Source organism: Pseudomonas sp. Pseusp15, assembly GCF_059492165.1.
Genome location: NZ_CP168523.1, coordinates 1,234,825 through 1,258,992 on the forward strand (window position 1 = coordinate 1,234,825; position 24,168 = coordinate 1,258,992).

Here is a 24,168-nt window from a genome sequence, read left to right on the forward strand (position 1 = left end):
CTTTTATTATGAGGCGAGGGGTGCGATCAGTTGGCTTGCGGCATCTCGCCGTTGGCCAGGCGCTTGTTGATGTCGGCGATCACCTCGGGCAAGTCGGTGATGGTGTCGATCATGTAGTGCGGTCGCGAGCCTTCGAACAGGGCATGAATGCGCTTGCGTTCGCTGGCCAGTTGGTCGCTGCTTAGCGCGCGATAACCTTCGTAGTCCAGACCCAGCGCGTTACCGGAGCAGATCAACGCCACGGTCCACATGCCGGCACGGCGACCTTCGAGAATGCCCGGCACCGTGTCGTCGATCTTCACGCAGGCCGCGACGTCGTCGATGCCCAGCGCAATCACATTGGCCAGGGCCTGAGCGGGCCATGGGCGGCCGTTGGGCACTTCGTCAGTGGCGACCACGTGATCGGCGACGTAGCCGTTGGTGGCGGCCAGTTCTACCACTTTGTCCATGACTTGTTTCGGGTAGCCGGAGCACGAGCCGATCTTGATCCCTTGCTGACGCAGGTTGGTGATGGTGTCCAGGGCGCCCGGAATCAGTGCCGAGTGTTCGGCGATTTTTTCGATCTGCAGCGGCATGAAACGTTGGTAGATGGCGGTGACGTCGTCGTCGGTCGGCGTGCGGCCGAACACCCGGCGATAACGCTCGGCAACTGGTGGCTGATTGCACAGGGTGCGGATGTGGTCCCACTTGCCCATGCCCATCGGCCCACGGGCTTCTTCGATGGAAACCTGGACGTCGAACTCGGCGAAGGCTTCGACGAAAATCTGCGTCGGGGCGATGGAGCCGAAGTCGACCACGGTGCCGGCCCAGTCGAGGATGGCGGCTTGCAGTTTGGTTGGGTTTACATAGTTCATGTCTCTGATCTCTGTAGGAGCGAGGCTTGCCCGCGAAGAACGATTACAGGGTTTAACTGACGCACCGTGTCGTCTGCATTCGCGGGCAAGCCTCGCTCCTACAGGGAACAGTGGTGGTTTAGATTTCGATGACTTCCATCTCGCGCAGCACCTCGGCCACGGCCGCCACCGCTGCGTGCATTTCGGCCTGGTTGACGTGGCCGATGCAGCCGACCCGGAACGTTTCGACCTGGGTCAGTTTGCCGGGGTAGAGGATGAAACCCTTGGCCTTGACCCGTTCGTAGAATTTCTTGAACTGGTAGCGCGGGTCTTTCGGCGCGTGGAAGGTGACGATGATCGGCGCCTGGATCGCGGCGGGCAGGAAGCTGCGCAGGCCCAGTTTGGCCATGTCATCGAGCAGCACCTGGCAGTTGTTGGTGTAGCGTTGATGCCGCGCCGGCAAACCACCTTCTTCGTTGTATTGCAGCAAGGCTTCGTGCAGCGCCGCGACCACGTGGGTCGGCGGGGTGAAACGCCATTGACCGGTCTTGGCCATGTAGCTGTGCTGATCGAACAAGTCCATCGCCAGCGAGTGCGAGTTGCCGGCGGCGTTCGCCAGCACTTCTTTGCGAGCGAAGACGAAACCCATCCCCGGCACGCCCTCCAGGCATTTGCCCGAGGCGGCGATCAGGGCGTCGAACGGCACCTGTTGCGCATCGATCGGCAGGGCGCCAAACGAGCTCATGGCGTCGATGATCAGGCGTTTGCCGTGCTGCTCGATGACGTGGGCGATTTCCGCCAGCGGGTTGAGGATGCCGGTGCTGGTTTCGCAGTGAATCAAGGCGACGTGGGTGATGCTGGCGTCGGCCTGCAGCAGGCGGTCGACGTCGGCGGTGGTGATCGGTTCGTCTTCGGCGGTTTCGAAGGTGCTGAACGAACGGCCAAGCACTTCGCAGATCTTCGCCAGGCGTTTGCCGTAGGCGCCGTTGATCAGCACCAGGACTTTGCCGTCCCGGGGCACCAGCGTGCCGATCGCCGCTTCGACCGCGAACGTGCCGCTGCCTTGCAGGGGCACGCAGTGGTGGCTGTCGCCGGCGTTGATGATCACCAGCAATTTCTCGCATAGGCTGGCGGTCAATTGGTTGAAGCGGTCATCCCATGAACCCCAGTCGACCATCATCGCCTGACGGGTACGTTGCGATGTGGACAATGGGCCGGGGGTGAGCAGGATGGGCTCGGCAGTACGCATTCTTGTGTCCTTGCAAAAGCTCAGTGGGATGAAACTACGGGGCATAAATTGCAATTCGGCGTGCTATCAATCAAATTGTTTGTTGTTATGCCAGCCATCAGTGAGAGTTATTCATGAATCTGTTCCAGCTGCGTGCCTTCGATGCCGTGGCCCGAGAGGGCAGCTTCACCCGCGCCGCCGAGCGCCTGTTTATCAGCCAACCGGCGGTCACCGGGCACATCAAGGCGCTGGAGGAGCACTACCAGATCACCTTGCTGCGCCGCACCGCGCGGCGGGTCGAGTTGACGGAAGAGGGCACCAGGCTCGCGGCGATCACCCGGGCAATGTTCGGCCTGGCCGAAGAAGCGCAGGCGATGCTGGAGGCCAACCGGCAGCTACTCACCGGGCGCCTGGAAGTGGCGGCGGATGGCCCGCACATGGTCATGCCGATGCTCGCCAGCCTGCGTGCGCGTTATCCGGGGATCACCGTGAACCTGCGGTTGGGCAATGCCCAGGAAACCCTCGCGGCGTTGCTGTCGGAGCATGCCGACGTGGCGGTGCTGACCGAAGTGGAGCCGCGCAAAGGGTTGCATCTGCAAGGGTTGAGCGAGTCGAGGATTTGCGCGTTGGTGCCCGCGGGCCATCCGTGGGCGCAGCAGTCGCAAGGGCTGCCGCTCAAGGCGCTGGATCAGGTGATCATGGTGCTGCGCGAGCCGAGTTCGATTACCCGGCGCACGTTCGACGAGGCGTGCGTTCAGGCCGGGGTCAATCCACGGGTGTTGCTGGAACTGGACAGTCGCGAGGCCGTGACCGAGGCAGTGGCCGCCGAGTTAGGCGTGGGCGTGGTGTCGTCGGTGGAAGTCAGCCACGACCCACGGGTGGCGGCGGTGCCGATCATTGGCGAGGGGCTGGTCAATCGGCACATGATCGGTTGTATGGAACGGCGGCGGGATTTGCGCTTGATACAGGCGTTTTTTGGGCTGGCGCCCGTCGGGTAGACCGCGGCGCGGCTATCGCGGGCAAGCCACGCTCCCACAGGTTTTGCGTCGTACGCAAGGTTGGCGGCCAGCATAAATTCCTGCGGGAGCGGCCCGGTAAAATCACGGCATGGGATCCGAGCGGTTGATCAGCCAGTCGAGCAGTAGATGCGCATCGCGGCGCGGCTCGGGAGCGGGACGGGAAGGCTGGAGGTGGCTCATGCCGGCACACAACACCGGCCGGTCCGGGTCGCTGTCGAGAAAACTGACCAACACTTCGGTGCCGGCCAAGGGCAGCCTGGACGGATCGATCCGACCGTCCGGTGCTGCGAGGGCGACCGGTAGCCAGAGCCCAACGGACTCATCCGCCTCGAACCCCGGTTTCGGCCACAAGCAGACCTGTATTCGGCCTTGCTCGTCGAGCGCTGCCGGCTGCCCGACGGGGCCCAGCACCCGGGCGGTCTGATAGCCCGGGATCCTCGGCCTGACCTGTTTGAGCCCCGGCCTGAACACCATTGACCAGGGAATGGCGGTGAAACGATTGCTGTAGCGCCGGGCCATGTCATGGCCGGGCTTGTCCTCGGCGAGAATCGACGGCTGCTGCCCCTGGTGCTGGATGTCGGTGAGCAGCCACTGATCGTTGAAGCTCGAGAGCGGGTGCTGCGCCACTTGTACGATTCGTCCGCTGCGCAGCTCGTTCAGGGTGCTTTGGCCGTGGATCTGCCGGTGCTGGCAACGCAGGCGTTCCAGCGAGCGGCGGCCCAGCTGTTCGCGATGAAGCTGTTCGGGCGCAGGTCTTGCCGTAACCGGGCCCGTTCCGGTGAGCGGGTGGTTGGCCGCGCCGTCGCCGATCACGTGCGCGCCGCGGTTTCTGGCATCCCATTGTGCCGGGGCGGGGTCCGGGTCATGGCGCTGGAACAGTTCGCTGATCGCCGGCAAGAGCGGGTCGTTGAACACGTCGGCATGGAACGGCATCAGCAGCGGTTCCTGCGGGAAACTCAGGCTGTCATCGGCCAGGACCAGCACGTGCCCGTCGTGCTGATGTTCGAAGTGGAAGTGGATGCCTTCTTCTTCACACAGCCGCTGCATGAAGGCCAGATCGCTCTCATCGTACTGAATGCAAAAGGGCCGCAGCGGGTAGTGGCCGCAGGTCAGGTCGAAGCGATAGCTGTGCTCGGGCAGCTGATGCTTTTCCAGCAACTGACGCATGATCGCCGGCACGCTGAGACGATGAAAAACCCGACGCGAGCTGTGCAACTGAAGTCGTTGCAGATGGGGCGCCAGCACCAGTGAGTAGCCGACCCGATACGGGCCGCGATGTTCGCGGCTGACGCTGTGGATCACGCCGTGAATGCCCTGATCAGCCGACAGCCTCAGGAACGCCGGTTGTTGCAGCAACCGATCCAGGTTCATCGCCGGCGCGAGGCCGATCACCTCGATGTCGAATCGATAGGGCTGGTTGAGGCCCTCGCGGCCATTGAACTGCAACACCTGCAAACTCAGACCGCCGTCGAGGAGTGTCAGGGTGTAGGGGCTTTCCTTGTCGTTGTGCATCGAGCGCGCTTCTGCCTTGGAGAACGGGCGCAGAGGGTACGAAACCATAGCCCTGAAGCGTCACCGCAAATCGACTTTTCAGAATCGCCCTACAAACGCTGGTGAAGATGTCGACCCGTCGTGGGCTGAAGATGTTGGAATTTTTTGGTCGATTGGCATCTTTAGGCCGTATAAACTTGCGCTACGCGTCGGCCAATAGATGTCTCGGCGCCACAGATCAAGAGAGTGAGTAATGGGCGCACAGTGGAAGGTTAAACACAAAGAAGCGGCAGCCAACGCCAAGGGCAAGATCTTCGGCAAACTGGTGAAGGAAATCACCATTGCTGCGCGCAACGGTGCCGATACCGCCACCAACGCACACCTGCGTCTGGTGGTCGAACAGGCGAAAAAAGCCTCGATGCCTCGCGAAACCCTGGAACGCGCGATCAAGAAAGGCTCCGGCCAGCTCGGCGAAACCGTGCAATACCATCGCGTGACGTATGAAGGGTTCGCACCGCATCAGGTGCCGCTGATCGTTGAATGCGTGACTGACAACATCAACCGCACCGTCGCTGAAATCCGCGTGGCGTTCCGCAAGGGCCAGTTGGGCGCTTCCGGTTCGGTGGCCTGGGACTTCAACCACGTCGGCATGATCGAGGCGTCCCCGGACAGCCCTGACGCCGATCCGGAAATGGCCGCGATCGAAGCCGGCGCCCAGGATTTCGAGCCGGGCGAAGACGGCGCGACGCTGTTCCTGACCGACCCTGCGGACCTGGATGCGGTACAGAAAGCGCTGCCGGAGCAAGGCTTCACCGTGTTGTCGGCCAAGTTGGGTTATCAGCCGAAGAACCCGGTGAGCGGCTTGAGCGACGAGCAGATGGCAGAAGTCGAAGCGTTCCTCGAAGGCCTCGATAACCACGATGACGTGCAGGACATGTTTGTCGGGTTGGCGGGTTAAGCGGTTCTGACCGTTGTGATTTAACCTGTGGTGAGGGAGCTCCCTCGCCACAGGTTCTATATTTGCCGCTAGTTGAACGCGGCCATCTCCCGCACCACCTCACTGAACCCCGGCCGCGCCAACACATCCGCCTGACAGCAGCGCTGTTGTAAATTCTCTAACGCGACCCGCTGTTCAGCGCTCAACCCCGAGTCGATCCGCTCCAGCAATTCTCCCAGCAAAATCCCGAACGCCCGTACCTCGATCCGTTGCAGCGCGCGGCTTTCAAGGTTGTCCGAGGTGGCATGGAAAGATGCCGCGCCAAAATCCCCCAACAGACAATCGCCATGCTCGTTCCACAGAATGTTGTGGCCATAGAGGTCGCCGTGGGTGATGCCTTGACGGTGCAGGTGTTCGGCCACCGAGGCGATGCCACTGGCGATGCGCATTGCCACGCCGGCGCTGAACCGGGTGTCGTCGGCATAGATGTCGCGGGAGCAGGACGCCAGGCTCGGCAGGCTGGCCAGGTTGCGGTAGCTCGGATCGATCAGTTGCATCACCAGCCCGGCTTGCGCCTGTGGGTGCCCGACGATCCGCCCTTCGACCCGGATCAGGTTAGGGTGGATGCCGGCGGTGATGCAGGCGTTCATTTCGTGCAACGGCGAGCCGTCGCTGGTCATCTCGCCTTTGTAGAGTTTTACCGCGACCTGTTTTGTCTGCTCCCACAGCGCCTGATGAATGACCCCCGACGCGCCTTCGCCGAGTTTCTGCTCCAGGCTCAGCTCGGACCAGGGAATGCTCGTCGTGGCTTCAAGTGCGGCCGCATCGGCTTCGGTTTCCAATGGGTTACCGGCGTACGCCAGCCAGGTCAGGCCCGGCAGGGTCAGCAGCCATTCGGGAAGCTCGGTGAGCTGATTGGCGGCAATGCGGATCAGTTCAAGTCGATGACAGTGGCTCAGGCTCTCGGGCAAACGCTGTAAGCGGTTACCGGCGAGCATGAGTTTTTGCAGGTACGGGCGCTCGCCCAGTTCGGTTGGCAGATCCGTGATGCGGTTGTCGGTCAGGATCAGCCAGCGCAACAGCGGCGGCAGGGCGGCGGCCGGCACGTGTTCGATGGCGTTGGCCTTGAAACCGATCATTGTCAGCGCCGTACACTGGCCGAGGCAGGCGGGCAGTTCGGTGAACTGATTGTCCGAGCAGAACAGCACGCGCAAACGGGTCAGGCGGTGCAGATCGTCCGGCAGGCTGCGCAAGGCGTTGCCGCTGAGGTTGAGCACTTCCAGCGAGTCCGCCAGGTCGAAGATTTCCCGGGGGAATTCGGTCAGGCCACAGACCAGGTCCAGGCGGGTGATACCCGACAGTTGGCCGGCGCGCAGTTGTGCGAGGGTGTGCATAGGCAGGTTCGCTATTGATCTGAAGGAAGGCGCTGGGGCCTGGAAATGGGCGACATGATAGCGGGAAAGTGGTGGTGGCTGTCAGGCGAGTTCCCTGACTTCCAGTAACTGCCCCAGCCGGCTGCGCGTGCGCGCCAGGTCGATGGCATCGCCATCCAGGCATTCGCGCAATGACTGGTGGCCGAGCAGAATCAGGTGTTTGTCCTGGTCGTACAAGACGTCGATCAGGTTGATGAAGCGTTGCTGGGCGGCGATTGAACAGCCGGCGAGGCTGGGCAGTTTGTCGATGATCCAGCGGTCGAAGCGACGGCACAGTTCCAGGTAGTCCATGACGGCGGTGGGGTGTTCGCACAAGTCGGCGAAGGTGAAGCCAATGGTTCGCCCTTCGCAGTATCGGGCTTGAAGGTGTCGTGTCCCGACGGGCAGCCGAATGGGCGGTGCGTCGTGTTCGAGCAGGTGCAGCGCCTGACGCTGGCTCACCGTGGCCGGCCAGACGTACTGGCCCTGGGTAAACAGCTGCTGCGCACGGGGTCGCGCCTGACTGCGGTAATCATGGGGGCCGCCGACTTCCATCACCTGCATGCGCGTGTTGATCAGGTCGATCACCGGTTTGAAACGGGCATGGTAAAGCGGGTTGGGCAGTAAACCTTCCGGCGGGTAGTTTGAGGTCACCAGCAGCAGAATCCCCCGGCGAAACAGCGCCTTGAACAACCGCGTGATGAGCATCGCATCGCCGATGTCATGCACGTGGAATTCATCGAAACACAGCACCCGGCAGTCTTGCAGCAGTTCGTCGAGGGTGGTTGCCAGCGCATCGGGCTGATCGCGATGGCTGAACATGCCCTGGTGCAACTGCGCAAAAAACTCATGGAAGTGCAGGCGCTGTTTTGCCGTGACGGGGATGGCCTGGAAAAAACCGTCGAGCAGCCAGCTCTTGCCGCGCCCGACCGCACCATGGAGGTAAAGTCCGGGGAGTGGCGTCGATGACCCCGGCAGCGCCGACGCGTGCTGCGCCATGCAGTCGATCACGCGCAACTGGCTGTGGCTGAGGGTGTAGCCCTGAACATGGGCCTTGTGGCGGAAGTAGTCGTGGATCACCCGGCCTTGCGCACTGCCACTGGATGGCGCCGCGAATGCCTTGCCGAAAAAACGGCGTAGCGCGGACCAGCGTGGTGTGAGTTGCGGACGGTTGGGCGGTCGTACGGCCAATGTGATGTCACCCCGTAATCTTCAGGCCGGCTCCCCCTGAGCCGCAGCGGCGTAGTTTAACCAAGTGGGTAATTTTCCTTCCACTGCTGCCGACCAAGCTTTTGTGTCGAGAAGGCTTTTGTGGCACAGGAGCTCGCCACAAAAGCCCTCTCACCTGATCTTCGAGGTTAGCGCTCGATACTGCGATTCCACCGGTCATTCCACGCCGGACGCTGTTCGTTGACCTGATCCCAATCGATGGCAATCGCCGTTTCCAGATAGTGTTTCATTGCCTCGACCTGACCGCGGGTCTTGTCGGTGGTTGGCGTATTCGGGTTCGACGGAATCTGATCGCCGTCTTCAAGCGCCGCAGCCTGTGCGGCAGGCGTCAGCAAGAAGGCCGCGAGTTTCTGCGCCAGTTCCGGCTGGGTGTTGTTGGCGATGGCGCATTCGGCCACGTTGAGCACCACCGAGCCTTCCTTCGGCTGCGCATATTCCACCGGCATGCCCTTGAGTTTCAGCGCGGTGACCTGGGTCGGGGTCAGCGGGAACAGCGCCGCTTCATCGGTCTGGAGCATTTCGGAGATTTTCGCCGAGCTCGGAATGTACTCCAGCACGTTGCGCCCGACGGTGTTCGGCCAGGCCTTGAACCCCGGTTCGACGTTAGTCTCGCTGCCGCCCTGAATCCGGTTGAACATCAGGAAACCGTGCAGGCCGAAGGTCGAGGAGGCCATCGACTGGAACACCAGTTTGTCCTTGAAACGCGGGTCGGCCATGTCCATCCAGGAGGTCGGCGCGTTCCAGCCTTTTTCCTTGAACAGCCGCGTGTTGTACGCCAACCCGGTAACGCCGAGGCTGACCGCCACCGCTTGATCCTTGATGCGGCCCTTGGGCGGAATCTGCGCCAGGGTCGGGCTGTCTTCGAGTTTGTCGCACAAGCCCATGGCGATGGCGCGGTACATGATGCCGTCGTCGAGGAACATCACGTGCAATTGCGGGTTGCCTTTGCTGGCCTGGACCTTGGCCAGAATATCAGCCGAGGTCCCCGGCACGATCACCACTTTGACGTTGTTGGCTTTCTCGAAAGCCGGCAGCACCTTGTCGGCGTAGAGCCGCTCCATGGTCCCGCCATTCATGCCCAGATAAAGCGTCGGTTCGGCGTGGACCTGAGTGACCGTGAGCAGGGCGCTCATGCAGGACAAACCGAGCAGTGCAGTGCGTTTGAGGTTATTCATTGGCGCGACCTTCCTCTATCAAGCTACGGAGATGGAGTGAAACCGGGTGATGGAAAACGCATCCAGCGACGTCTTTGACGTGCCGCTACAGATGATCTCGGTGAGCGCCTGGCCCACCGCAGGCCCGATCTGAAAGCCCGCGCCGGCAAAGCCGAATGCGTGCAACAGACCGGGTTGCGTGCTGCTGTGACCGATCACCGGTTGGCGGTCGGGCAGATAACCTTCGGTGCCGCTCCAGGTACGAATCGCCTGGGCGCCTTCAAGAAACGGGTAAAGCTCGACGGCCTGACGCAGGATCTCGATCACCGCGCTCTGACCAGGTCGGGCGCGGGCACCATCAAGGGCAAAGCCCTGACCGCCGCCCAACACACAATTGCCCCGCGCGACCTGACGGGCATAGATGCCGCCGCCTTCGACGCCGGTGCTGGCATTCATCACCAGCGGCAACGGCTCGGTGACCAGCATCGCCGGGTGCCCGGCATGCATCGGCACCGCTTCACCGAATTGCGCGGCAAGGTTGCCGGCCCAGGCGCCGGCGCAGTTCAGCAGCCAGGGCGCGTGTAGCTCGAGGCCGGTTTGAGTGCTGACGCGAAAGCGCTGACCATCGTGCTCCACCGCAGTGACTGCACATTGCTCATGCACCTGCGCGCCATGCCGACGTGCCGCTTGGGCAAACGCCGGAGACACCAGGCGCGGGTTGGCGTGGCCATCGTCCGGGCACAGCGAAGCACCAACCGCGACGTCTCCGACCCACGGAAAACGTGCGCGCAACTCATCGCGATCAAACAGCTGCAAATCAAGGCCGAACCCCTGGCTGCTGGCGGCGTAATCCTGCAAGGCATGCAGATCGTTGAGGCTGCGGGCGAGTTTCAGGTGACCGCTGCGCTGGTACTCACCGTCGATGCCGATCAGTTGTGGCAGCTGCCCCCAGATCTCATGAGCTCGTTGCGACAACGGCAATTGCGACAGCGGCCGGCCCTGACGACGCACGCCGCCATAGTTCACACCGCTGGAATGCGAACCGCAAAAATCTCGTTCCAGCAGCGCTACGCGTCGGCCAGCCTTGCTCAGAAACAGGGCGGCGGAGGCCCCGACAATGCCGCCGCCAATGATGACCGCCTCGACCTCGATCATGGCTCGACCTCCAGACCGAACGGCAAGGGTTTGATCGGTGCCTGAGCCCGCAACCGACCGATGTCGGCTACCGAACGCTGACTTTCGCAGGCAATGATTTCCGCGGCGGCGGCCCCGCACATCCGGCCCTGACAGCGACCCATGCCGACCCGGCAATGGGCCTTGACCCGGTTGATCTCCCAATGACCTTCGCGCACCACCTGGCGGATGTCGCCGGCGCGTACTTCTTCGCAGCGACAGATCATCAGGTCATCCGCAGCGTCGGCGGCCCAGCTTTCGGGGAAGGCAAAGGCACGCTCAAGACCTTGGCGGAATCTGCCAATTTCTTTCAGCGACTGTTCCAGCTGGGTGGCACGTTGTGGCGGGAGCAGGTAACCGCTGTCTTCAAGCAAGGCCAGGGCTGCCCGTTCACCGGCCATTTCCGCCGCGTCGGCGCCCATGATGCCGGCGCCGTCACCCGCCAGGTACACCTCGGCGACACTGCTGCGCCCGGCACTGTCGCGCTGTGGCAGCCAGGCGCGGTTGAGCGGGTTCCAGGTGAATTCGCAGCCCAGCAGATCGGCGAGTTGGGTTTCGCTGCGCAGGCCATGGGCGAAGGCGACGGCGTCGCAGTCGATTCGATGTTGGCTTTTTGCGTTGCGCCAGTTCAGCGATTGCACACGCTGTTGGCCATCGATGCCTGACAAGCTGGCGCCCTGATGCACCGGGATGCCGTGGGCGGTCAGCCAGGTGCGGTAATAGAGGCCTTTGGCGAGGGTAGCCGGTTGTGACAACAGACCGGGCAGGGCGCGGGCCTGAGCGCTGAACGGCGAACTGTCGAGCACCGCGACCACGTTGGCACCGGCCTTGGCGTATTGATACGCCACCAGGTACAGCAACGGTCCGCTGCCGGCGAACACCACGCGTTCACCAATGGCACAGCCCTGAAACTTCAAGGCGATCTGCGCCGCGCCGAGGCTGTACACCCCCGGCAACGTCCAGCCTGGCACCGGCAGAATCCGGTCGGTGGCGCCCGTGGCGACAATCACCCGGGAGAACGCCACACGTATGGCGCGGCCCTCGTGCAAGGTGTCGAGCGCGTTGGCCTCGGCGTTCCATACCAGCGTGTCGGGACGGTAATCGAGTTGTTCACGCAGTGCGTCGATGGTTTGATGCAGCGCGTTGGCCTTGGGGGCTTCGAAGCCATACAACTTGATGGGCGAGCGCTTGAAGTTCGCCGGTTGCCGCCGATAAATCTGCCCGCCACCGCGTGCGGCTTCGTCCAGCAGAACCGGGCGCACGCCATGCGCCACCAGCGTCTGCGCCGCACGAATCCCGGCGGGGCCGGCGCCGATGATCACCACCGCGTTCATACCGAGCGCCCCGGTTCGCGGCTGACCTGCTGGCCGGCTTCAAGCTGCGTCGAGCAGGCCCGCACCCGGCGGCCATCGCCCAGGCGTACCCAGCAGTCCTGGCAGGCGCCCATCAGGCAAAAGCCGGCGCGGGGTTCGGCGCTGAAGTCGCTGCCGCGCAGGTGTTCGCTGCAGGTCAGCACGGCGGTCAGCAGGGTGTCGCCGAGCAAGCCGCTGGCAGGCACGCCGTCGAGGGTAAAGTCCAGGGCCGGGCGGTCGCCTTCGGCCAGTCGTTTCAGCAGAGCCATGGCGCCCTCATTGTTTACCCACCAGAACCCGATCCAGGCCGTAGACCCGATCGAGCAGAATCATCGTCAGCGCGGTCAGCGCGATCACCAGGGCCGACACCGCCGCCATCATCGGATCGATGGATTCGGTGGCGTACACGTACATGCGCACCGGCAAGGTTTGCGTGGCCGGCGAGGTGACGAAGATCGACAACGTGACCTCGTCAAAACTGTTGATGAACGCCAGCAGCCAGCCACCGGCGACCCCCGGCAGAATCATCGGCAAGGTGATTTGCCGGAACAGCGTGAAGCGTCCGGCACCCAAGGATTGCGCGGCGTGTTCGGCGCTGCGGTCCAGGCCTATGGCCGACGCCAATACCAGCCGCAACACATACGGCGTGATTACCAGCACATGGGCGAAGATCAGCCAGGCGAAGCTGCCGTTGACGCCCATCAGCGCAAACAGGCGCAGCAACGCCACCCCCAGCACCAGGTGCGGAATGATGATCGGCGACAGGAACAGGGCGTTGAAAAAGTCCCGTCCGGGGAACTCGAAGCGGGTGATCGCCAGCGCCGCCGGCACCGCAATCAGCGTCGCCAGACTGGCCGCGCTGAAGGCCAGGATCAGGCTGTTGTAGAACGCATCGACAAAGTCCGCACGTTCGAACACGGCGCGGAACCAGCGCAGGGAGAAATCCGTGGTCGGCAGGCTCAGGGTGTTTTCCGGGGTGAAGGCGACGAGGCACACCACCACCAGCGGCGCGAGCATGAACAGCACCACCAGGGCATGGAACAGCAGGGCGAAAGGACCGTTTCTGGACATGACGAATTATCCCAATGACTTCTTGTAGCGGCCTTCGATCATTCGGTTCCACGACAGCATGATCAGCAGGTTGAGCAACAGCAGGGCCACGGCAATCGCGGCGCCCATCGGCCAGTTCAGCTCCGACAGGTACTGGTCGTAGATCAGCGTGGCGACCATCTTCAGCCGGCGTCCGCCGAGCAGGCCGGGAATGGCGAAGGAACTGGCCGCGAGGCCGAACACGATCAAGGTGCCGGAGAGCACGCCGGGCATGACCTGCGGCAACACCACTTTGCGTATCACCGTGAAGTGGCTGGCGCCCAGTGACAGCGCAGCCTGCTCGGCGGCCGGGTCGAGTTTTTGCAGCGAGGTCCAGACCGGAATGATCATGAACGGCAGCATCACGTGGACCAGCGCGATCACCACTGCGAACGGCGTGTAGAGCAGCTTCATCGGCGAGCCACCGAAGGCTTGCAAGGTCTGGTTGACCAGCCCGTCGGCGCCCAGCAACAGGCTCCAGCCGAACGCCCGCACCACCACCGAAATCAGCAGCGGCGTGAGGATCAGAATCAGGAAAATCGAACGCCACGGTGCGCCCATGCGACTGAGGATGTAGGCCTCGGGCACGCCGATCAGCACGCAGAGCAGGGTGGTCAGGGCGCTGATCCACATCGTGCGCAGAAAGATCTCGTAGAAGTACCGGTCGCCCAGCAGGCTGCTGTAGTGGGCGAAGGTGTAGGCGTCGCTGTTGATCCCCGAGCTGTAGTCGAAGACGTTCAACGACAACACCAGCGTCAGCAGCAGCGGGATCGCCAGCAGGCCGACGTACAACGCCAGGGCCGGCGCCGACAACACATACCCTTGGCGTCCCTGGCGGATGGCGGCGAGCGTATTCATGCCGACACCTCGTCGACACTCAGCACCCGCAGCAGTGCCGCGTCCCAGTCGAGACCGACCGCCGTGCCTTCGGCCAGTGGCGCCGAGCCGTCGTTACGACGCACCACGCAGAGTTCGCCCAGGGTTGTCGTTACGCCGTACAACCATTGGCTGCCGAGGAAGAAGCGGCTGGCGATCTTGCCTTGCAGACGGCCATGGCCTTTTTCCCGCAGATCGATTTTCTCCGGGCGCAGGCTTAGCGTCAGTTCGCCGTTGCCGGTGTTGCACACCTGAACCACACCGGCGCCGTCCCGCTCACCGGGCAGCAGATTGGCTTTGCCGACGAACCCGGAAATGAACTCGGTGCGCGGGTGTTCGTAGAGGGTGTAAGGGGCGTCGATCTGGGTGATGCGCCCGGCCTGCATCACCACCACCCGATCGCTGATCGACAGCGCTTCGGACTGGTCGTGGGTGACCATCAGCGTGGTGATCCCGACTTCGCGCTGGATGCGGCGGATTTCGAACTGCATCTCTTCGCGCAAATTGGCGTCGAGGTTGGACAGCGGTTCGTCGAGCAGCAACACCGGCGGCTCGATCACCAACGCCCGGGCCAGTGCAACACGCTGGCGCTGGCCGCCGGAAAGCTCTCGCGGGTAACGCTCGGCGTGCTGGTGCAGGCGAACCAGTTTCAGCACTCGGTCCACCCGTTGCTGCAACTCACCGTTGGGCACTTTGCGCATGCGCAGGCCGAAGGCGACGTTGTCTTGCACGGTCATGTGCGGGAACAGCGCGTAACTCTGGAATACCACGCCCAGGCCACGGCTGGCGGGTTTGGCGTGGGTGATGTCGCGACCGTCCAGCACAATGCGTCCGCTGCTGACTTCGACGAAGCCGGCGATCATTTGCAGGGTGGTGGTTTTGCCGCAGCCGGAGGGGCCGAGCAGTGAGACGAACTCGCCTTTTTCCACCGACAGGTTGGTGGCGACGACTGCGTCGATCTCGCCATATCGTTTGCCGAGGTTTTCAAGCTGCACAAAGGCCATGACTGCGCTCCACCTGAGATTGTTATGCGTCGCCAACGGCGCGCTTTTTTGTATGGGCAGATACGAAAAGATATTGCGGGGGGTGTTGGCGCTCGACGTGTGTCGGCTGCCGTTGTTGTTCGAATCGCCCCTGTATGGACGCAGAGTAGGACGAAGAATAGGATGGGCTCAATAACCTATTTCACTGAAGCGATGACTATTTTCAGTTTTATTCAGTGAGTAAATTTATTGATGAGAAATCAAATGTCAGATTCCACTGATCGGAATGAAAACAAAAATGAAGTCGGTGTCGGTGCGGTCTCAAGGCTGTTTGCGGTGCTGCGCAGCCTGGGTGACACCGTCGAGGGCGGCGAACGCGTGACGCAACTGGCGCAGCGCATCGGCTTGTCGCAACCGACTACCCACCGCTTGCTGCGCAGCTTGATGGACGAGGGCATGGTCGAACAGGACGCCCGCAGCAAACGCTATCGCCTGAGCCTGGAGTTTTTTGCCTTGGCGGCCCGCGCCGGCAATACCAACAACCTGCGAGAACTGGCGCGGCCGGCATTGCTGCGGTTATCGGCATCGCTGGGCGATTCGCTGTTTTTGCTGGCGCGCAGTGGCTTTGATGCGATCTGTCTGGACCGCAGTGAAGGGCCGTTTCCGATCCGCACATTTACCGGTGACATCGGCGGGCGGGTGGCGCTCGGCGTGGGTCAGGGCAGCCTGGCGATTCTGGCATTCCTGCCGCAAGAGGAACGCGACACGGTGATTCACTACAACTTGCCGCGGCTCAAGGATTTTCACCTGTATGACGAAGTGTTCCTGCGCTCGGAAGTCGAGAATGTGCGCGCGCTCGGGTACGCCGGGCGCAACACCGGCGTGTTGCAGGGCATGGCCGGCGTGGCCGTGCCGATCCTCGATCGCGACGGCCGGGCAGTGGCGGCGTTGAGCGTGGCCACGATCAGTGATCGCCTGGGGCCGGATCGTTTGCCGACCGTGGTGGAAATGCTCAAGCGCGAAGCGGCGTTGATCGGGCCGCGGATCAACCCGTTCGACCCGCTGTTGCGCAGGCCTTCGCAGGTGTTTGGGCAGGGGTGACCACAACCCGGATCAGAACTTCAGTGTCTGCTTGAGCATCTGCGCCGCCGGTGTGTCACTCGGGCTGACCATCGCGTAGTTGTACCCGGCATCCGACCAATACTCGGCCTGCAGTTCGCCGTCGCTGCGGCTGCCGCGGGGCAGGAGGAAGTTTTTCGGTCCCGGCGGACGGACGTAAAAGCTGACTTTGTGGCCGCCCTGATCTTCGTAGACCACCATCGCTGCCGGCCCTTGTTCGGTACTGAGCAAACGGCCGCTGACCGGTTTGTAGCCTGCCCCCGCCAAGTTCGGCAGGCGATGGGCCTGGCTGAAATAGCGGTCGAGCCAGCCTTGCATATCGCCATCGTCGCTGACTTGGTAATCCGCCGGCAGCATGCCTTGCTGAGCAATCAGTCGGTAGGCCTGCATCGCATCGGCCATCGGCAGTGGGGGGCTGACCAGAGTCATCTCCCGCGCGTGCCAACCGCCCAATCCGCCGACGCTGACCGCAATCAACAACATCGCGGCACTGGCCAGATGACGGCGAGACTGGCGTTTGAGGCGCTGGCGAATCAGCGCCGGGTCAAGTTGCGGGTTGGCCGGTTGCTGCAAGGCGCCGCTCAGGGCTGCGCGCAATTGTTGGGCGTCTTGCTGCCAGGCGCGTACTTGTGCGGCCACTTCGGCGTTGCCGGCCAGATAAATTTCCACTTGATGTCGGTCGGCATCGCTGAGTTGGTGATCGACGTAGGCGTGCAGGTCACGCTCGTTGGGAGGCAGGCTGATCATTTGAGTCTCCGCAGGGAAGGGCGGGTGATTTCGCCGTCGCTGAGCTGGCGCAAGGCCTGACGCGCGCGGGACAGGCGTGACATCACGGTGCCGATGGGGACGTCGAGAATCTCGGCGACCTCCTTGTAACTCAAGCCTTCCACCGATACCCAGAGCAGCAGCGCGCGCTGTTCGGTGTTGAGCTGATCGAAGGCTTGCAGGGTCGACTGGGCGATTACCGTGCGTTCTACCGAAGGCTGTGCATCGTCGCGCCCGGTAAAGAATTCGAGCATCCGCGCATACCGCCGGGAGCGGCGGTGGGCGTCGAGAAACTGCCGATAAAGAATCGAAAACAGCCAGGCCCGCAGGTCGCCCTCCGGACGTTTAGCGCTCCAATTCGACAGCGCTCGTTCCAGGCTTGCCTGCACCAGATCGTCGGCGCTGCTGGGGTTGCGCGTCAGCGATACGGCGAAGCGCCGCAGCCTGGGAATGATTTCACGCAATTGTCCGTCGATGTTGTTCATGGAAATGGCGTGTTCTCTGGCTGTGATGAATGGCACTGACAAGAAGGACGCCGGCCACTGTGGTTTATTCCTTCGTCGGGGAAAACCATTACTTATTTGTGTAGGAGATTTCTGAGGGGTTTGTAATCCATGTAATGGCATCGAACTTCGCGGCTCAACCCATGCAGCAAGCTCAGGCAGTCAGCCCAGCCTCTCACCAGGCTGCGCAGAACCACCCGTGCTTGAACGTAAATATTGAGCCTGAAGAGAATTTTTAACATGCAAGAGTGCAAAATTTCCCTTGAGTCGGCATCGATGTGTTCGCTGCTTCCGGACAACAACACCCATGACGTGTGGCCGCAGTTCGGTCGTGGGCCGACGGTTGAGCCTGAGTATCTTCTGATCCATCACGCCATCGAGGCGCAAGCCGCCGCCAGACCTCAGGACATTGCCGCCCATTGTGAGGGCGAAGCCATCACCTACGGTGAACTGAACCGGCAGGCCAACCGACTGGCCACGCTGTTGCGTCAGCAGGGCGTCGCCCCGGGCGATCACGTGGCCTTGTTTGTGGAGCGTTCGATCCCGATGCTGGTGGGAATGTTGGCCGCATTGAAAGTGGGTGCTGCCTACATCCCTCAGCACGTAGGGATTACTCCCACCGCGCAATTGCGCCACATCATGGACGTGGCCTCGACGCGGGTGGTGCTGACACTGTCGAGCCTCGAGTCGCGAATTCCCCTGACGTCGCAGCAACACTGCATTTGCCTCGATGAGTTCATGGAGGTTGCGTCAACACCCGCTGATGACCTGAATGTGGCCAGTTCGCTGTCATCGACCCCGGACAGGTTGTGTTTCGTGCTGTTTACCTCCGGCACCACCGGCCTGCCCAATGGGGTTCGGGTGACCCACCGCAATGTGTGCAATATTTTGCTGACAGCCCCTGGCAATCTCGGCATGCGGCCTGGGCTCAAGGTCGGACAGATACTTAACATCGCCTTTGACATGGCGGCCTGGGAAATACTCGGGAGCCTGGCTCATGGTGCGACCTTGATGATCCGTGGCAAGGACATCGCCCAGACGGCCGAACAATGCGACGTGCTGATCGCTACACCTTCGATACTCGGCACACTCGATCCATTGCGTTGCCAGCAAGTCAAGGTCGTGGCCCTTGCCGGGGAGCCTTGCCCTCAGCCCCTGGCTGATCGCTGGTCCTCGTTCTGCACTTTTTACAATGCCTGCGGCCCGACCGAAACCACGATCGTCAACACCATGCAGCATTACAGGGGCGCAGGTGCATTGACGATCGGCAAACCCACGCCCAACAACACGGTGTACGTGCTGGATGAGTCGGGCCAGCTCTGTCAGGTGGGTGAGCAAGGTGAGATGTGGGCTGGCGGCGACTGTGTGACCGCCGGTTATTTGAGTAACCTGACGCTGACCGCCGAACGCTATCGGCCCGATCCGTTTCTGGGGCAGGGCCGGATGATGTTTCGCACACGTGATCTGGGGCGCTGGACAGCGAACGGCGAACTTGAACACCTGGGACGTGTCGATGATCAGGTCAAGGTCAGAGGGTTTCGGGTGGAGCTCGACTCTGTTTCTGCGGCTCTGGAGTCATCTGATCGCTGCGAGCGGGCGGTCACGTTGAAACTCGACAGTCGCCATCTGGTGGCCTTCGTCTATCCCGTTACCACGGACATCGATGATGCAAGACGACGCTGTGAAGAGCGGCTTGCCTACTATTGCGTCCCTTCGCTGATCCTCGCCGTGGAGCACATTCCGCTGACCTCACGCGGCAAGGTCGACAAACGCTTGCTGCTGGAGTGGGCGATGACGCACCAGGCCGACGCGACGACCCGGCAAGGGGTGGGCGCATGAAGGGGGGGAATCCGGATACCGCGCTGCCGGTCAAGCGCGTGCTGTGGCGGCGATTGGGGACGTTGCCGATATTTTCGCATTACAACCGCCTCGTAGCGTTGGTGCTTGCACTCAATATCGCGGCACTGGCGCATGGGTTGACCGCCGGGCAGTGGTGGACATCCACGGGGATAGTCCTTGAGGCGCTGTCGGGATTGGTGGTGGCGAATCTGTCGCTGGCGATTTTGATTCGCCAGCAATACATCATCAATCTGCTGTTCTGGCTGGCAACCCGGGCGCCCACTTCCTGGCCGCTTGCGATACGCCGCTCACTGGCCAAGGTTTACCACTTCGGCGGCTTGCACAGTGGCGGGGCGCTGGCGGCGATTGGCTGGTTCGCGGTGTTGATCGGCTCCCTGGCCTGGCATTGGACTGAAAGCTTGGGCGGCGTTTCCCTGGCGCTGCTCGGGGTGAGCACCGGGTTGCTGGGGATCTTGCTGCTGGTGGCCGTCATGGCTCACCCGCGGATTCGCGGGCGTTTTCACAACGGCTTCGAGCGAATGCACCGCTTTGGTGGGTGGACCGCACTTGCCCTGTTCTGGGTATGGAGCGTTCTGTTTACCCGGGACCAGAACCCGCAGGCCTCCGTGAGCGAGGCGCTGTCGACGTCGGTGGCATTCTGGATGCTGATTGTGCTGACGTTCAGCATCGCCTTGCCATGGTTTCGTCTGCGCAAAGTGCCGGTGCAACTGATCAGGCCTTCTTCTCATGCGGTAATAGCCCGTTTTGACCATGTCACGCCGTTTGCCGGCTCCTCCAACGCCATCAGTCTCAACCCGCTGATGGAGTGGCATTCCTTTGCCAATATTCCCGCACCGGGTGAAGCGGGTTTTCGCCTGATCATTTCCCGGGCAGGTGATTGGACCGGCGAGTTCATCGAGCAAATGCCGACGCATGTCTGGGTCAAAGGCATTACCACCGCTGGCGTGGCGCACATCGAAACCCTGTTCAAATCGGTGGTGTACATCGCCACGGGCAGCGGCATCGGCCCGGTGTTGCCCCATTTGTTGGCCAGGCAAGTACCGATACGGCTGGTCTGGTCGACCCGCAGCCCGCGAAAAACCTACGGTGACGAACTGGTGGAAGAGATCCTGCGGGCCAATCCTGATGCCTTGATCTGGGACACCGATGTGCTCGGCAAGCCAGACCTTGTGCAACTGGCTTATGACGCGGTTCGCTCGTTCGGTGCCGAGGCGGTGATCTGCATTTCGAACCAGACGCTCACCCAGCGAGTGGTTGAGGAAATGGAGGGGCGGGGCATTCCGGCGTATGGCGCAATCTGGGATTCCTGAAGTGTGCCAAGAGCGTTTTTTCATTCAAACATTTCACATCTATTTAATGAGATCACCATGCACACATTGATCGAACGTCATGATCGAGTCGTATTGATTCGTCTTAATCGGCCGCAGGCCAGGAATGCTTTGAGTTCGGCCCTGATGCGCGAACTGCTGGACACCTTGCAACGGCTGGACCGCGACCCCGGAGTCGGCTGTTTCGTGATCACCGGGACAGCGGATTTTTTTGCGGCGGGTGCCGACATCAAGGAGATGTACGGAAAATCTTACCTGGACATGGTCCATGAGGATTATTTCGCCGATTGGGAAGCCTTTGCCGCGTTGCGTACGCCCAAGCTGGCCGCTGTTGCCGGTTATGCATACGGTGGCGGCTGTGAGTTGGCCATGATGTGCGATCTGATCTTTGCTGCGGATAACGCTCGTTTTGGCCAACCGGAAATCAGGTTGGGGGTGATGCCTGGAATGGGCGGGACCCAACGTCTCACGCGCCTGATCGGCAAGTCGAAGGCCATGGACATGATTTTGACCGGACGCTCGATGTCGGCCGAAGAGGCCGAGCGGGCAGGATTGGTGTCGCGGGTCATCGTTGCCAGCGATCTGCTGGAGCAATCCTTGGCCGCAGCGCAGATCATTGCCGGTTTCGCCAAAACCGCCACACTGGCTGCGCGAGAAGCAGTGGACCGGGCACTGGAGTCAGGATTGCGCGATGGCCTTCTTTTCGAGCGAAGAGTGTTTCATGGTTTGTTTGCCACGGGGGGGCAACAGGAAGGTATGCAGGCTTTTTTGCAGAAGCGTGAGCCGAGTTTTAACCCGGTTTGACCAACCTTGAGGATTCGTCGCTAGCGGTGCTTTGAAAGAAACTACAGTTCAGGGGGAATAATCCTACGTGACGTTCGTCTCATAGCTCTTTCCCCCTGTGGCCTATGGCCCCGGAGACTTTCATGGTTGATCGCTCATCTACAACAGGGCCGTCTCGGCCGCCCCTGAGCACCGCGAGCCTGACGTTGCGCCTGACCGGCATTGCCGTGGTGGTCGCCGCGCTGGCCGGGGCTTTTGCCTACGTCAACGGCACACTCGACCCACAGCGCCTGACGCCGAAAGCGTTGATCAATGTGCTGGAGAAAAACAACGGCGTGCACCCGGGGTTCCGTCGTAACCACGCCAAAGGGGTGTGCGTTATCGGGCATTTCGAGAGCAGCGGCCAGGTGCGCGAGTATTCCAGCGCCCAAGTGTTCAATGAAGCGCGGACCCCGGTGGTCGGGCGTTTCGCGCTGCCTGCCGGCAACCCTTACGCACCGGACAACAGCGTGCCGATCCGCAGCCTGGCGTTGCGCTTTACCCAGGCCAACGGTCAGCAGTGGCGCACCGGGATGAACAGCATGCCGGTGTTCCCGGTGGGCACGCCCGAGGCGTTCTATCAGCTGCAACAGGCGCAGTCACCGGACCCGGCCACCGGCAAACCGAATCCTGCGGCGGTGCCGGCGTTCTTCGGTTCTCACCCGGAAGCCGCGCCGTTTCTTGCCTGGATCAAGACTGCCAAACCTTCTGCCAGTTATGCGACCGAGACGTATAACAGCGTCAATGCGTTTTACCTGGTGAACGCAGCGGGGCAGCGGCAAGCGGTGCGTTGGAGCATGACCCCGGTTGCTCAGGATGCGGCGGGCGCGACGGCACCGGAGGGCGCTGACTTTCTGGAGAAGGATCTGGTTCAGCGTTTGTCCGCCGGACCGCTGCGTTGGCAGTTGAACATCACCCTGGCGAACTCTGGGGACCCGGTCAACGACGCGAGCAAGGCCTGGCCCAGCGACCGAAAAGTTGTGAACGCCGGCACTCTGGTGCTCGAAAGCACCCAGCCACAACTCAATGGCGAGTGCCGTGACATCAACTACGACCCACTGGTATTGCCCAGCGGTATCGAAGGCTCCGACGACCCGCTGCTCGCCGCTCGTTCAGCGGGCTATGCCAATTCCTATCTGCGTCGCACCAGCGAAGTGAATCAGTTGCCCAACGCCAAGCAGGAGGCTCATCAATGAGCGCTCAACCGAACCATTTCGCTCCCCTGGCGCGGCTGCTGCATTGGCTGATGGCGCTGATGATCATCGCGATGCTGTTCATCGGCGCCGGCATGGTGGCCTCGGTGTCCGAGCGTCACGAGTGGCTGATCCACCTGCACAAACCGTTGGGCATCGCCATTCTGCTGTTGGTGGTCGTGCGTCTGGCCGTGCGTTTTTCGACCCGGCAACCACCGCTGCCGGCGGACTTGCCGGGTTGGCAAGTGCTCGCGGCGAAGGCTTCGCATGTCTTGCTGTACGCCTTGATGCTGATTTTGCCGCTGCTGGGCTGGGCGATGATATCGGCGGCTGGCGATCCGGTGATGCTCAGCAGCTCGTTGCAACTGCCGTCGATCCTGCCGGCGAATGCGCAGGTGTTTGCATTCCTGCGCAAGGCACATAGGTATCTGGCGTATCTACTGTTCCTGACCGTGCTGCTGCACCTGGCGGCGGCGTTGTTTCACGGTTGGGTGCGCCGCGATGAGGTACTGGACAGCATGTTGCGGGGCAGGGACCGTGGGTGAGTCGGGGGACTGCCGATAACTGTGGCGAGGGGGCTTGCCACAGGTGTTGGGTGTTTTGGCGGCGAGCGTCAGCCACCAATAGATCAACGCTACGGCGCTGATGCCCGCACCCAGCCAGCACACCGCGATCCAGCCGGCCCAGGCATACATCGCCGTCGAACCGATAGAGCCCAAGGCGCTGCCGATCGAATAGAACAGCATGTAGCCGGCGGTGAGTCGGCTTTGCGCTTCGGGGCGCACGCTGTAGATCATGCTCTGGCTGGTGACATGAACGGCCTGCAAACCCAGATCCAGCGTAATCACCCCGAGCAGCAGCGCCCACAGCGAGGATTGAGTGAGGGCGATGGGCAGCCATGAGGCGAGCATCAGCAACAATGACAGTCCGCTGGTCCATTGACCCAGGCCACGATCGGCCAGATGCCCGGCGCGAGCGGCGGCCAGTGCGCCGGCAGCCCCGGCCAGCCCGAACAGTCCGATTTCGGTGTGGGACAGTGAAAGCGGCGGGGCGCTCAACGGCAATACCAAAGGGGTCCACAGCACCATGGCACTGGCGAACGTCAGCAGGGCAAGGATGGCCCGTTGACGCAACACCGGTTCTTCCTTGAACAACGTGAAGACTGAGCCGATCAACGCGCCGTAAGCGCTATCCGGTCGCGCGTCTTCGTGCCTGGGCAGCACACGAAACAACAGCAGCGCCATCACCAGGGTCAACCCGGCGGACAGCTGATAAATCGAACGCCAACCAGCCAGGTCGGCCATGCCGCCGGCCACCGTTCGTGCCAATAGAATGCCGACGACAATGCCGCTGGTGATCACGCCTACCACACGTCCACGTTGCGCCGGGATGGCCAGCATCGCGGCGTAGGCCACCAGGACTTGCGTAACGACCGCCAGTAACCCGGTCAGCGCCATGCCGAGCAACAGCCAGGTGCTGCTCGGCGCTAACGCAATCATCAACAAGGCCAGTGCCGACAGCAGGGTTTGCAAGACGATCAATCGGCGGCGGTTGAGCAGATCCCCCAGAGGGACCAGCAACAACAGGCCCACGCCATAACCGATCTGAGTGAGGGTGATGATGATACCGATGGTTGCCGGGTCCATGGCGAAGGCTTCGGCCATGGCATCGAGCAATGGTTGTGCGTAATACACATTGCCGACGGCCAGGCCGCAGGCGACGGCAAACAGCAGCACCACGGCGCCGCTTAACGGGTGGTCAGGTTTCATCACAGGCTTCCTTGTGTGGTTGCAATATAAAA

Annotated in this window: 23 protein-coding genes; 8 read left to right on the top strand and 15 right to left on the bottom strand. The window is 62.0% G+C overall.

Annotation, left to right across the window (positions count from 1 at the left end):
- Window positions 1-26: 26 nt before the first annotated feature.
- Both phnX and ACEN8R_RS05655 read right to left on the bottom strand, forming a co-directional pair.
- Window positions 27-854 (bottom strand): phosphonoacetaldehyde hydrolase, encoded by an 828-nt coding sequence (gene phnX / locus ACEN8R_RS05650; RefSeq protein WP_018925432.1) that lies wholly within the window; start codon window positions 852-854, stop codon window positions 27-29.
- Between the two features lie 118 nt (window positions 855-972).
- Window positions 973-2,082 carry a 2-aminoethylphosphonate--pyruvate transaminase gene (locus ACEN8R_RS05655; RefSeq protein WP_495624616.1) on the bottom strand — a complete coding sequence of 370 codons (1,110 nt, stop codon included), beginning with the start codon at window positions 2,080-2,082 and terminating at the stop codon, window positions 973-975.
- A 113-nt stretch (window positions 2,083-2,195) separates the two neighbouring features.
- Between ACEN8R_RS05655 and ACEN8R_RS05660 the strand changes: the two genes are divergently transcribed.
- Window positions 2,196-3,059, top strand: coding sequence for a LysR substrate-binding domain-containing protein (locus ACEN8R_RS05660; RefSeq protein ID WP_018925434.1), 864 nt, complete (start codon window positions 2,196-2,198; stop codon window positions 3,057-3,059).
- A gap of 102 nt (window positions 3,060-3,161) precedes the next feature.
- Here ACEN8R_RS05660 and ACEN8R_RS05665 read toward each other — a convergent pair whose 3' ends face one another.
- The gene (locus tag ACEN8R_RS05665) at window positions 3,162-4,592 is read right to left on the bottom strand and encodes a type VI secretion system Vgr family protein (RefSeq protein ID WP_018925435.1); all 1,431 of its coding nucleotides are present in this window, start codon (window positions 4,590-4,592) and stop codon (window positions 3,162-3,164) included.
- Window positions 4,593-4,824: 232 nt separating this feature from the next.
- Between ACEN8R_RS05665 and ACEN8R_RS05670 the strand changes: the two genes are divergently transcribed.
- Window positions 4,825-5,529 carry a YebC/PmpR family DNA-binding transcriptional regulator gene (locus ACEN8R_RS05670; protein ID WP_007940960.1) on the top strand — a complete coding sequence of 235 codons (705 nt, stop codon included), beginning with the start codon at window positions 4,825-4,827 and terminating at the stop codon, window positions 5,527-5,529.
- A 68-nt stretch (window positions 5,530-5,597) separates the two neighbouring features.
- On the opposite strand, the gene ACEN8R_RS05675 is transcribed toward ACEN8R_RS05670, so the two are convergent.
- The 9 genes from ACEN8R_RS05675 to ACEN8R_RS05715 form a co-directional block, all read right to left on the bottom strand.
- Window positions 5,598-6,902: a leucine-rich repeat-containing protein kinase family protein gene (locus ACEN8R_RS05675; protein ID WP_018925436.1), complete on the bottom strand. Its 1,305-nt coding sequence runs from the start codon at window positions 6,900-6,902 to the stop codon at window positions 5,598-5,600.
- Between the two features lie 81 nt (window positions 6,903-6,983).
- A complete protein-coding gene (gene zapE, locus ACEN8R_RS05680; protein ID WP_111454094.1) occupies window positions 6,984-8,111 on the bottom strand; it encodes a cell division protein ZapE in 1,128 nt (375 codons plus the stop codon).
- 167 nt (window positions 8,112-8,278) lie between these two features.
- Window positions 8,279-9,325 carry an ABC transporter substrate-binding protein gene (locus ACEN8R_RS05685; protein WP_495624617.1) on the bottom strand — a complete coding sequence of 349 codons (1,047 nt, stop codon included), beginning with the start codon at window positions 9,323-9,325 and terminating at the stop codon, window positions 8,279-8,281.
- Window positions 9,326-9,343: 18 nt separating this feature from the next.
- A complete protein-coding gene (locus ACEN8R_RS05690) occupies window positions 9,344-10,459 on the bottom strand; it encodes an NAD(P)/FAD-dependent oxidoreductase (RefSeq protein ID WP_495624618.1) in 1,116 nt (371 codons plus the stop codon).
- Complete coding sequence (locus ACEN8R_RS05695; protein WP_495624619.1) at window positions 10,456-11,811, bottom strand: FAD/NAD(P)-dependent oxidoreductase; 1,356 nt, start codon at window positions 11,809-11,811, stop codon at window positions 10,456-10,458. The genes ACEN8R_RS05690 and ACEN8R_RS05695 overlap by 4 nt, the downstream gene beginning before the upstream one ends.
- On the bottom strand, window positions 11,808-12,098 hold the full coding sequence (locus tag ACEN8R_RS05700; protein ID WP_018925441.1) for a (2Fe-2S)-binding protein: 291 nt from the start codon (window positions 12,096-12,098) through the stop codon (window positions 11,808-11,810). The genes ACEN8R_RS05695 and ACEN8R_RS05700 overlap by 4 nt, the downstream gene beginning before the upstream one ends.
- Before the next feature lie 7 nt (window positions 12,099-12,105).
- Entirely contained in the window at window positions 12,106-12,900 is a 795-nt protein-coding gene (locus ACEN8R_RS05705) for an ABC transporter permease (protein ID WP_019580025.1), read from the bottom strand.
- Between the two features lie 6 nt (window positions 12,901-12,906).
- Window positions 12,907-13,776 (bottom strand): ABC transporter permease, encoded by an 870-nt coding sequence (locus tag ACEN8R_RS05710; protein ID WP_018925443.1) that lies wholly within the window; start codon window positions 13,774-13,776, stop codon window positions 12,907-12,909.
- Complete coding sequence (locus tag ACEN8R_RS05715) at window positions 13,773-14,798, bottom strand: ABC transporter ATP-binding protein (protein ID WP_064618870.1); 1,026 nt, start codon at window positions 14,796-14,798, stop codon at window positions 13,773-13,775. The genes ACEN8R_RS05710 and ACEN8R_RS05715 overlap by 4 nt, the downstream gene beginning before the upstream one ends.
- Before the next feature lie 243 nt (window positions 14,799-15,041).
- On the opposite strand from ACEN8R_RS05715, the gene ACEN8R_RS05720 reads away from it, so the two are divergent.
- A complete protein-coding gene (locus ACEN8R_RS05720) occupies window positions 15,042-15,878 on the top strand; it encodes an IclR family transcriptional regulator (RefSeq protein WP_018925445.1) in 837 nt (278 codons plus the stop codon).
- Window positions 15,879-15,890: 12 nt separating this feature from the next.
- Here the strand turns inward: ACEN8R_RS05720 and ACEN8R_RS05725 are convergent, their stop codons facing one another.
- Both ACEN8R_RS05725 and ACEN8R_RS05730 read right to left on the bottom strand, forming a co-directional pair.
- Window positions 15,891-16,643 carry an anti-sigma factor family protein gene (locus tag ACEN8R_RS05725; RefSeq protein ID WP_018925446.1) on the bottom strand — a complete coding sequence of 251 codons (753 nt, stop codon included), beginning with the start codon at window positions 16,641-16,643 and terminating at the stop codon, window positions 15,891-15,893.
- On the bottom strand, window positions 16,640-17,146 hold the full coding sequence (locus ACEN8R_RS05730; RefSeq protein WP_086945058.1) for an RNA polymerase sigma factor: 507 nt from the start codon (window positions 17,144-17,146) through the stop codon (window positions 16,640-16,642). The genes ACEN8R_RS05725 and ACEN8R_RS05730 overlap by 4 nt, the downstream gene beginning before the upstream one ends.
- Window positions 17,147-17,440: 294 nt before the next feature.
- Here ACEN8R_RS05730 and ACEN8R_RS05735 point away from each other — a divergent pair, with 294 nt between their 5' ends.
- The 5 genes from ACEN8R_RS05735 to ACEN8R_RS05755 all read left to right on the top strand — a co-directional run bounded on the left by ACEN8R_RS05735 (window position 17,441) and on the right by ACEN8R_RS05755 (window position 22,912).
- Entirely contained in the window at window positions 17,441-19,003 is a 1,563-nt protein-coding gene (locus tag ACEN8R_RS05735) for an amino acid adenylation domain-containing protein (protein WP_495624620.1), read from the top strand.
- A complete protein-coding gene (locus ACEN8R_RS05740; RefSeq protein WP_495624621.1) occupies window positions 19,000-20,334 on the top strand; it encodes a ferredoxin reductase domain-containing protein in 1,335 nt (444 codons plus the stop codon). Before ACEN8R_RS05735 ends, ACEN8R_RS05740 begins: the two co-directional genes overlap by 4 nt.
- A 57-nt stretch (window positions 20,335-20,391) precedes the next feature.
- Window positions 20,392-21,156 (top strand): enoyl-CoA hydratase-related protein, encoded by a 765-nt coding sequence (locus ACEN8R_RS05745; RefSeq protein ID WP_495624999.1) that lies wholly within the window; start codon window positions 20,392-20,394, stop codon window positions 21,154-21,156.
- Between the two features lie 122 nt (window positions 21,157-21,278).
- A complete protein-coding gene (locus tag ACEN8R_RS05750; RefSeq protein ID WP_495624622.1) occupies window positions 21,279-22,370 on the top strand; it encodes a catalase family peroxidase in 1,092 nt (363 codons plus the stop codon).
- Window positions 22,367-22,912, top strand: coding sequence for a cytochrome b (locus ACEN8R_RS05755; protein ID WP_018925452.1), 546 nt, complete (start codon window positions 22,367-22,369; stop codon window positions 22,910-22,912). The genes ACEN8R_RS05750 and ACEN8R_RS05755 overlap by 4 nt, the downstream gene beginning before the upstream one ends.
- Here the strand turns inward: ACEN8R_RS05755 and ACEN8R_RS05760 are convergent.
- Window positions 22,805-24,136 carry an MFS transporter gene (locus ACEN8R_RS05760; RefSeq protein WP_495624623.1) on the bottom strand — a complete coding sequence of 444 codons (1,332 nt, stop codon included), beginning with the start codon at window positions 24,134-24,136 and terminating at the stop codon, window positions 22,805-22,807. The genes ACEN8R_RS05755 and ACEN8R_RS05760 overlap by 108 nt on opposite strands.
- Window positions 24,137-24,168 lie beyond the last annotated feature (32 nt).

Excerpts from the sequence above, each read along its gene's own strand:
- phnX (WP_018925432.1), bottom strand. The coding sequence starts at position 854 with ATGAACTATGTAAACCCAACCAAACTGCAAGCCGCCATCCTCGACTGG.
- ACEN8R_RS05655 (WP_495624616.1), bottom strand. The coding sequence starts at position 2,082 with ATGCGTACTGCCGAGCCCATCCTGCTCACCCCCGGCCCATTGTCCACA.
- ACEN8R_RS05660 (WP_018925434.1), top strand. The coding sequence starts at position 2,196 with ATGAATCTGTTCCAGCTGCGTGCCTTCGATGCCGTGGCCCGAGAGGGC.
- ACEN8R_RS05665 (WP_018925435.1), bottom strand. The coding sequence starts at position 4,592 with ATGCACAACGACAAGGAAAGCCCCTACACCCTGACACTCCTCGACGGC.
- ACEN8R_RS05670 (WP_007940960.1), top strand. The coding sequence starts at position 4,825 with ATGGGCGCACAGTGGAAGGTTAAACACAAAGAAGCGGCAGCCAACGCC.
- ACEN8R_RS05675 (WP_018925436.1), bottom strand. The coding sequence starts at position 6,902 with ATGCACACCCTCGCACAACTGCGCGCCGGCCAACTGTCGGGTATCACC.
- ACEN8R_RS05685 (WP_495624617.1), bottom strand. The coding sequence starts at position 9,325 with ATGAATAACCTCAAACGCACTGCACTGCTCGGTTTGTCCTGCATGAGC.
- ACEN8R_RS05690 (WP_495624618.1), bottom strand. The coding sequence starts at position 10,459 with ATGATCGAGGTCGAGGCGGTCATCATTGGCGGCGGCATTGTCGGGGCC.
- ACEN8R_RS05695 (WP_495624619.1), bottom strand. The coding sequence starts at position 11,811 with ATGAACGCGGTGGTGATCATCGGCGCCGGCCCCGCCGGGATTCGTGCG.
- ACEN8R_RS05700 (WP_018925441.1), bottom strand. The coding sequence starts at position 12,098 with ATGGCTCTGCTGAAACGACTGGCCGAAGGCGACCGCCCGGCCCTGGAC.
- ACEN8R_RS05705 (WP_019580025.1), bottom strand. The coding sequence starts at position 12,900 with ATGTCCAGAAACGGTCCTTTCGCCCTGCTGTTCCATGCCCTGGTGGTG.
- ACEN8R_RS05710 (WP_018925443.1), bottom strand. The coding sequence starts at position 13,776 with ATGAATACGCTCGCCGCCATCCGCCAGGGACGCCAAGGGTATGTGTTG.
- ACEN8R_RS05715 (WP_064618870.1), bottom strand. The coding sequence starts at position 14,798 with ATGGCCTTTGTGCAGCTTGAAAACCTCGGCAAACGATATGGCGAGATC.
- ACEN8R_RS05720 (WP_018925445.1), top strand. The coding sequence starts at position 15,042 with ATGTCAGATTCCACTGATCGGAATGAAAACAAAAATGAAGTCGGTGTC.
- ACEN8R_RS05725 (WP_018925446.1), bottom strand. The coding sequence starts at position 16,643 with ATGATCAGCCTGCCTCCCAACGAGCGTGACCTGCACGCCTACGTCGAT.
- ACEN8R_RS05730 (WP_086945058.1), bottom strand. The coding sequence starts at position 17,146 with ATGAACAACATCGACGGACAATTGCGTGAAATCATTCCCAGGCTGCGG.
- ACEN8R_RS05735 (WP_495624620.1), top strand. The coding sequence starts at position 17,441 with ATGTGTTCGCTGCTTCCGGACAACAACACCCATGACGTGTGGCCGCAG.
- ACEN8R_RS05740 (WP_495624621.1), top strand. The coding sequence starts at position 19,000 with ATGAAGGGGGGGAATCCGGATACCGCGCTGCCGGTCAAGCGCGTGCTG.
- ACEN8R_RS05745 (WP_495624999.1), top strand. The coding sequence starts at position 20,392 with ATGCACACATTGATCGAACGTCATGATCGAGTCGTATTGATTCGTCTT.
- ACEN8R_RS05750 (WP_495624622.1), top strand. The coding sequence starts at position 21,279 with ATGGTTGATCGCTCATCTACAACAGGGCCGTCTCGGCCGCCCCTGAGC.
- ACEN8R_RS05755 (WP_018925452.1), top strand. The coding sequence starts at position 22,367 with ATGAGCGCTCAACCGAACCATTTCGCTCCCCTGGCGCGGCTGCTGCAT.
- ACEN8R_RS05760 (WP_495624623.1), bottom strand. The coding sequence starts at position 24,136 with ATGAAACCTGACCACCCGTTAAGCGGCGCCGTGGTGCTGCTGTTTGCC.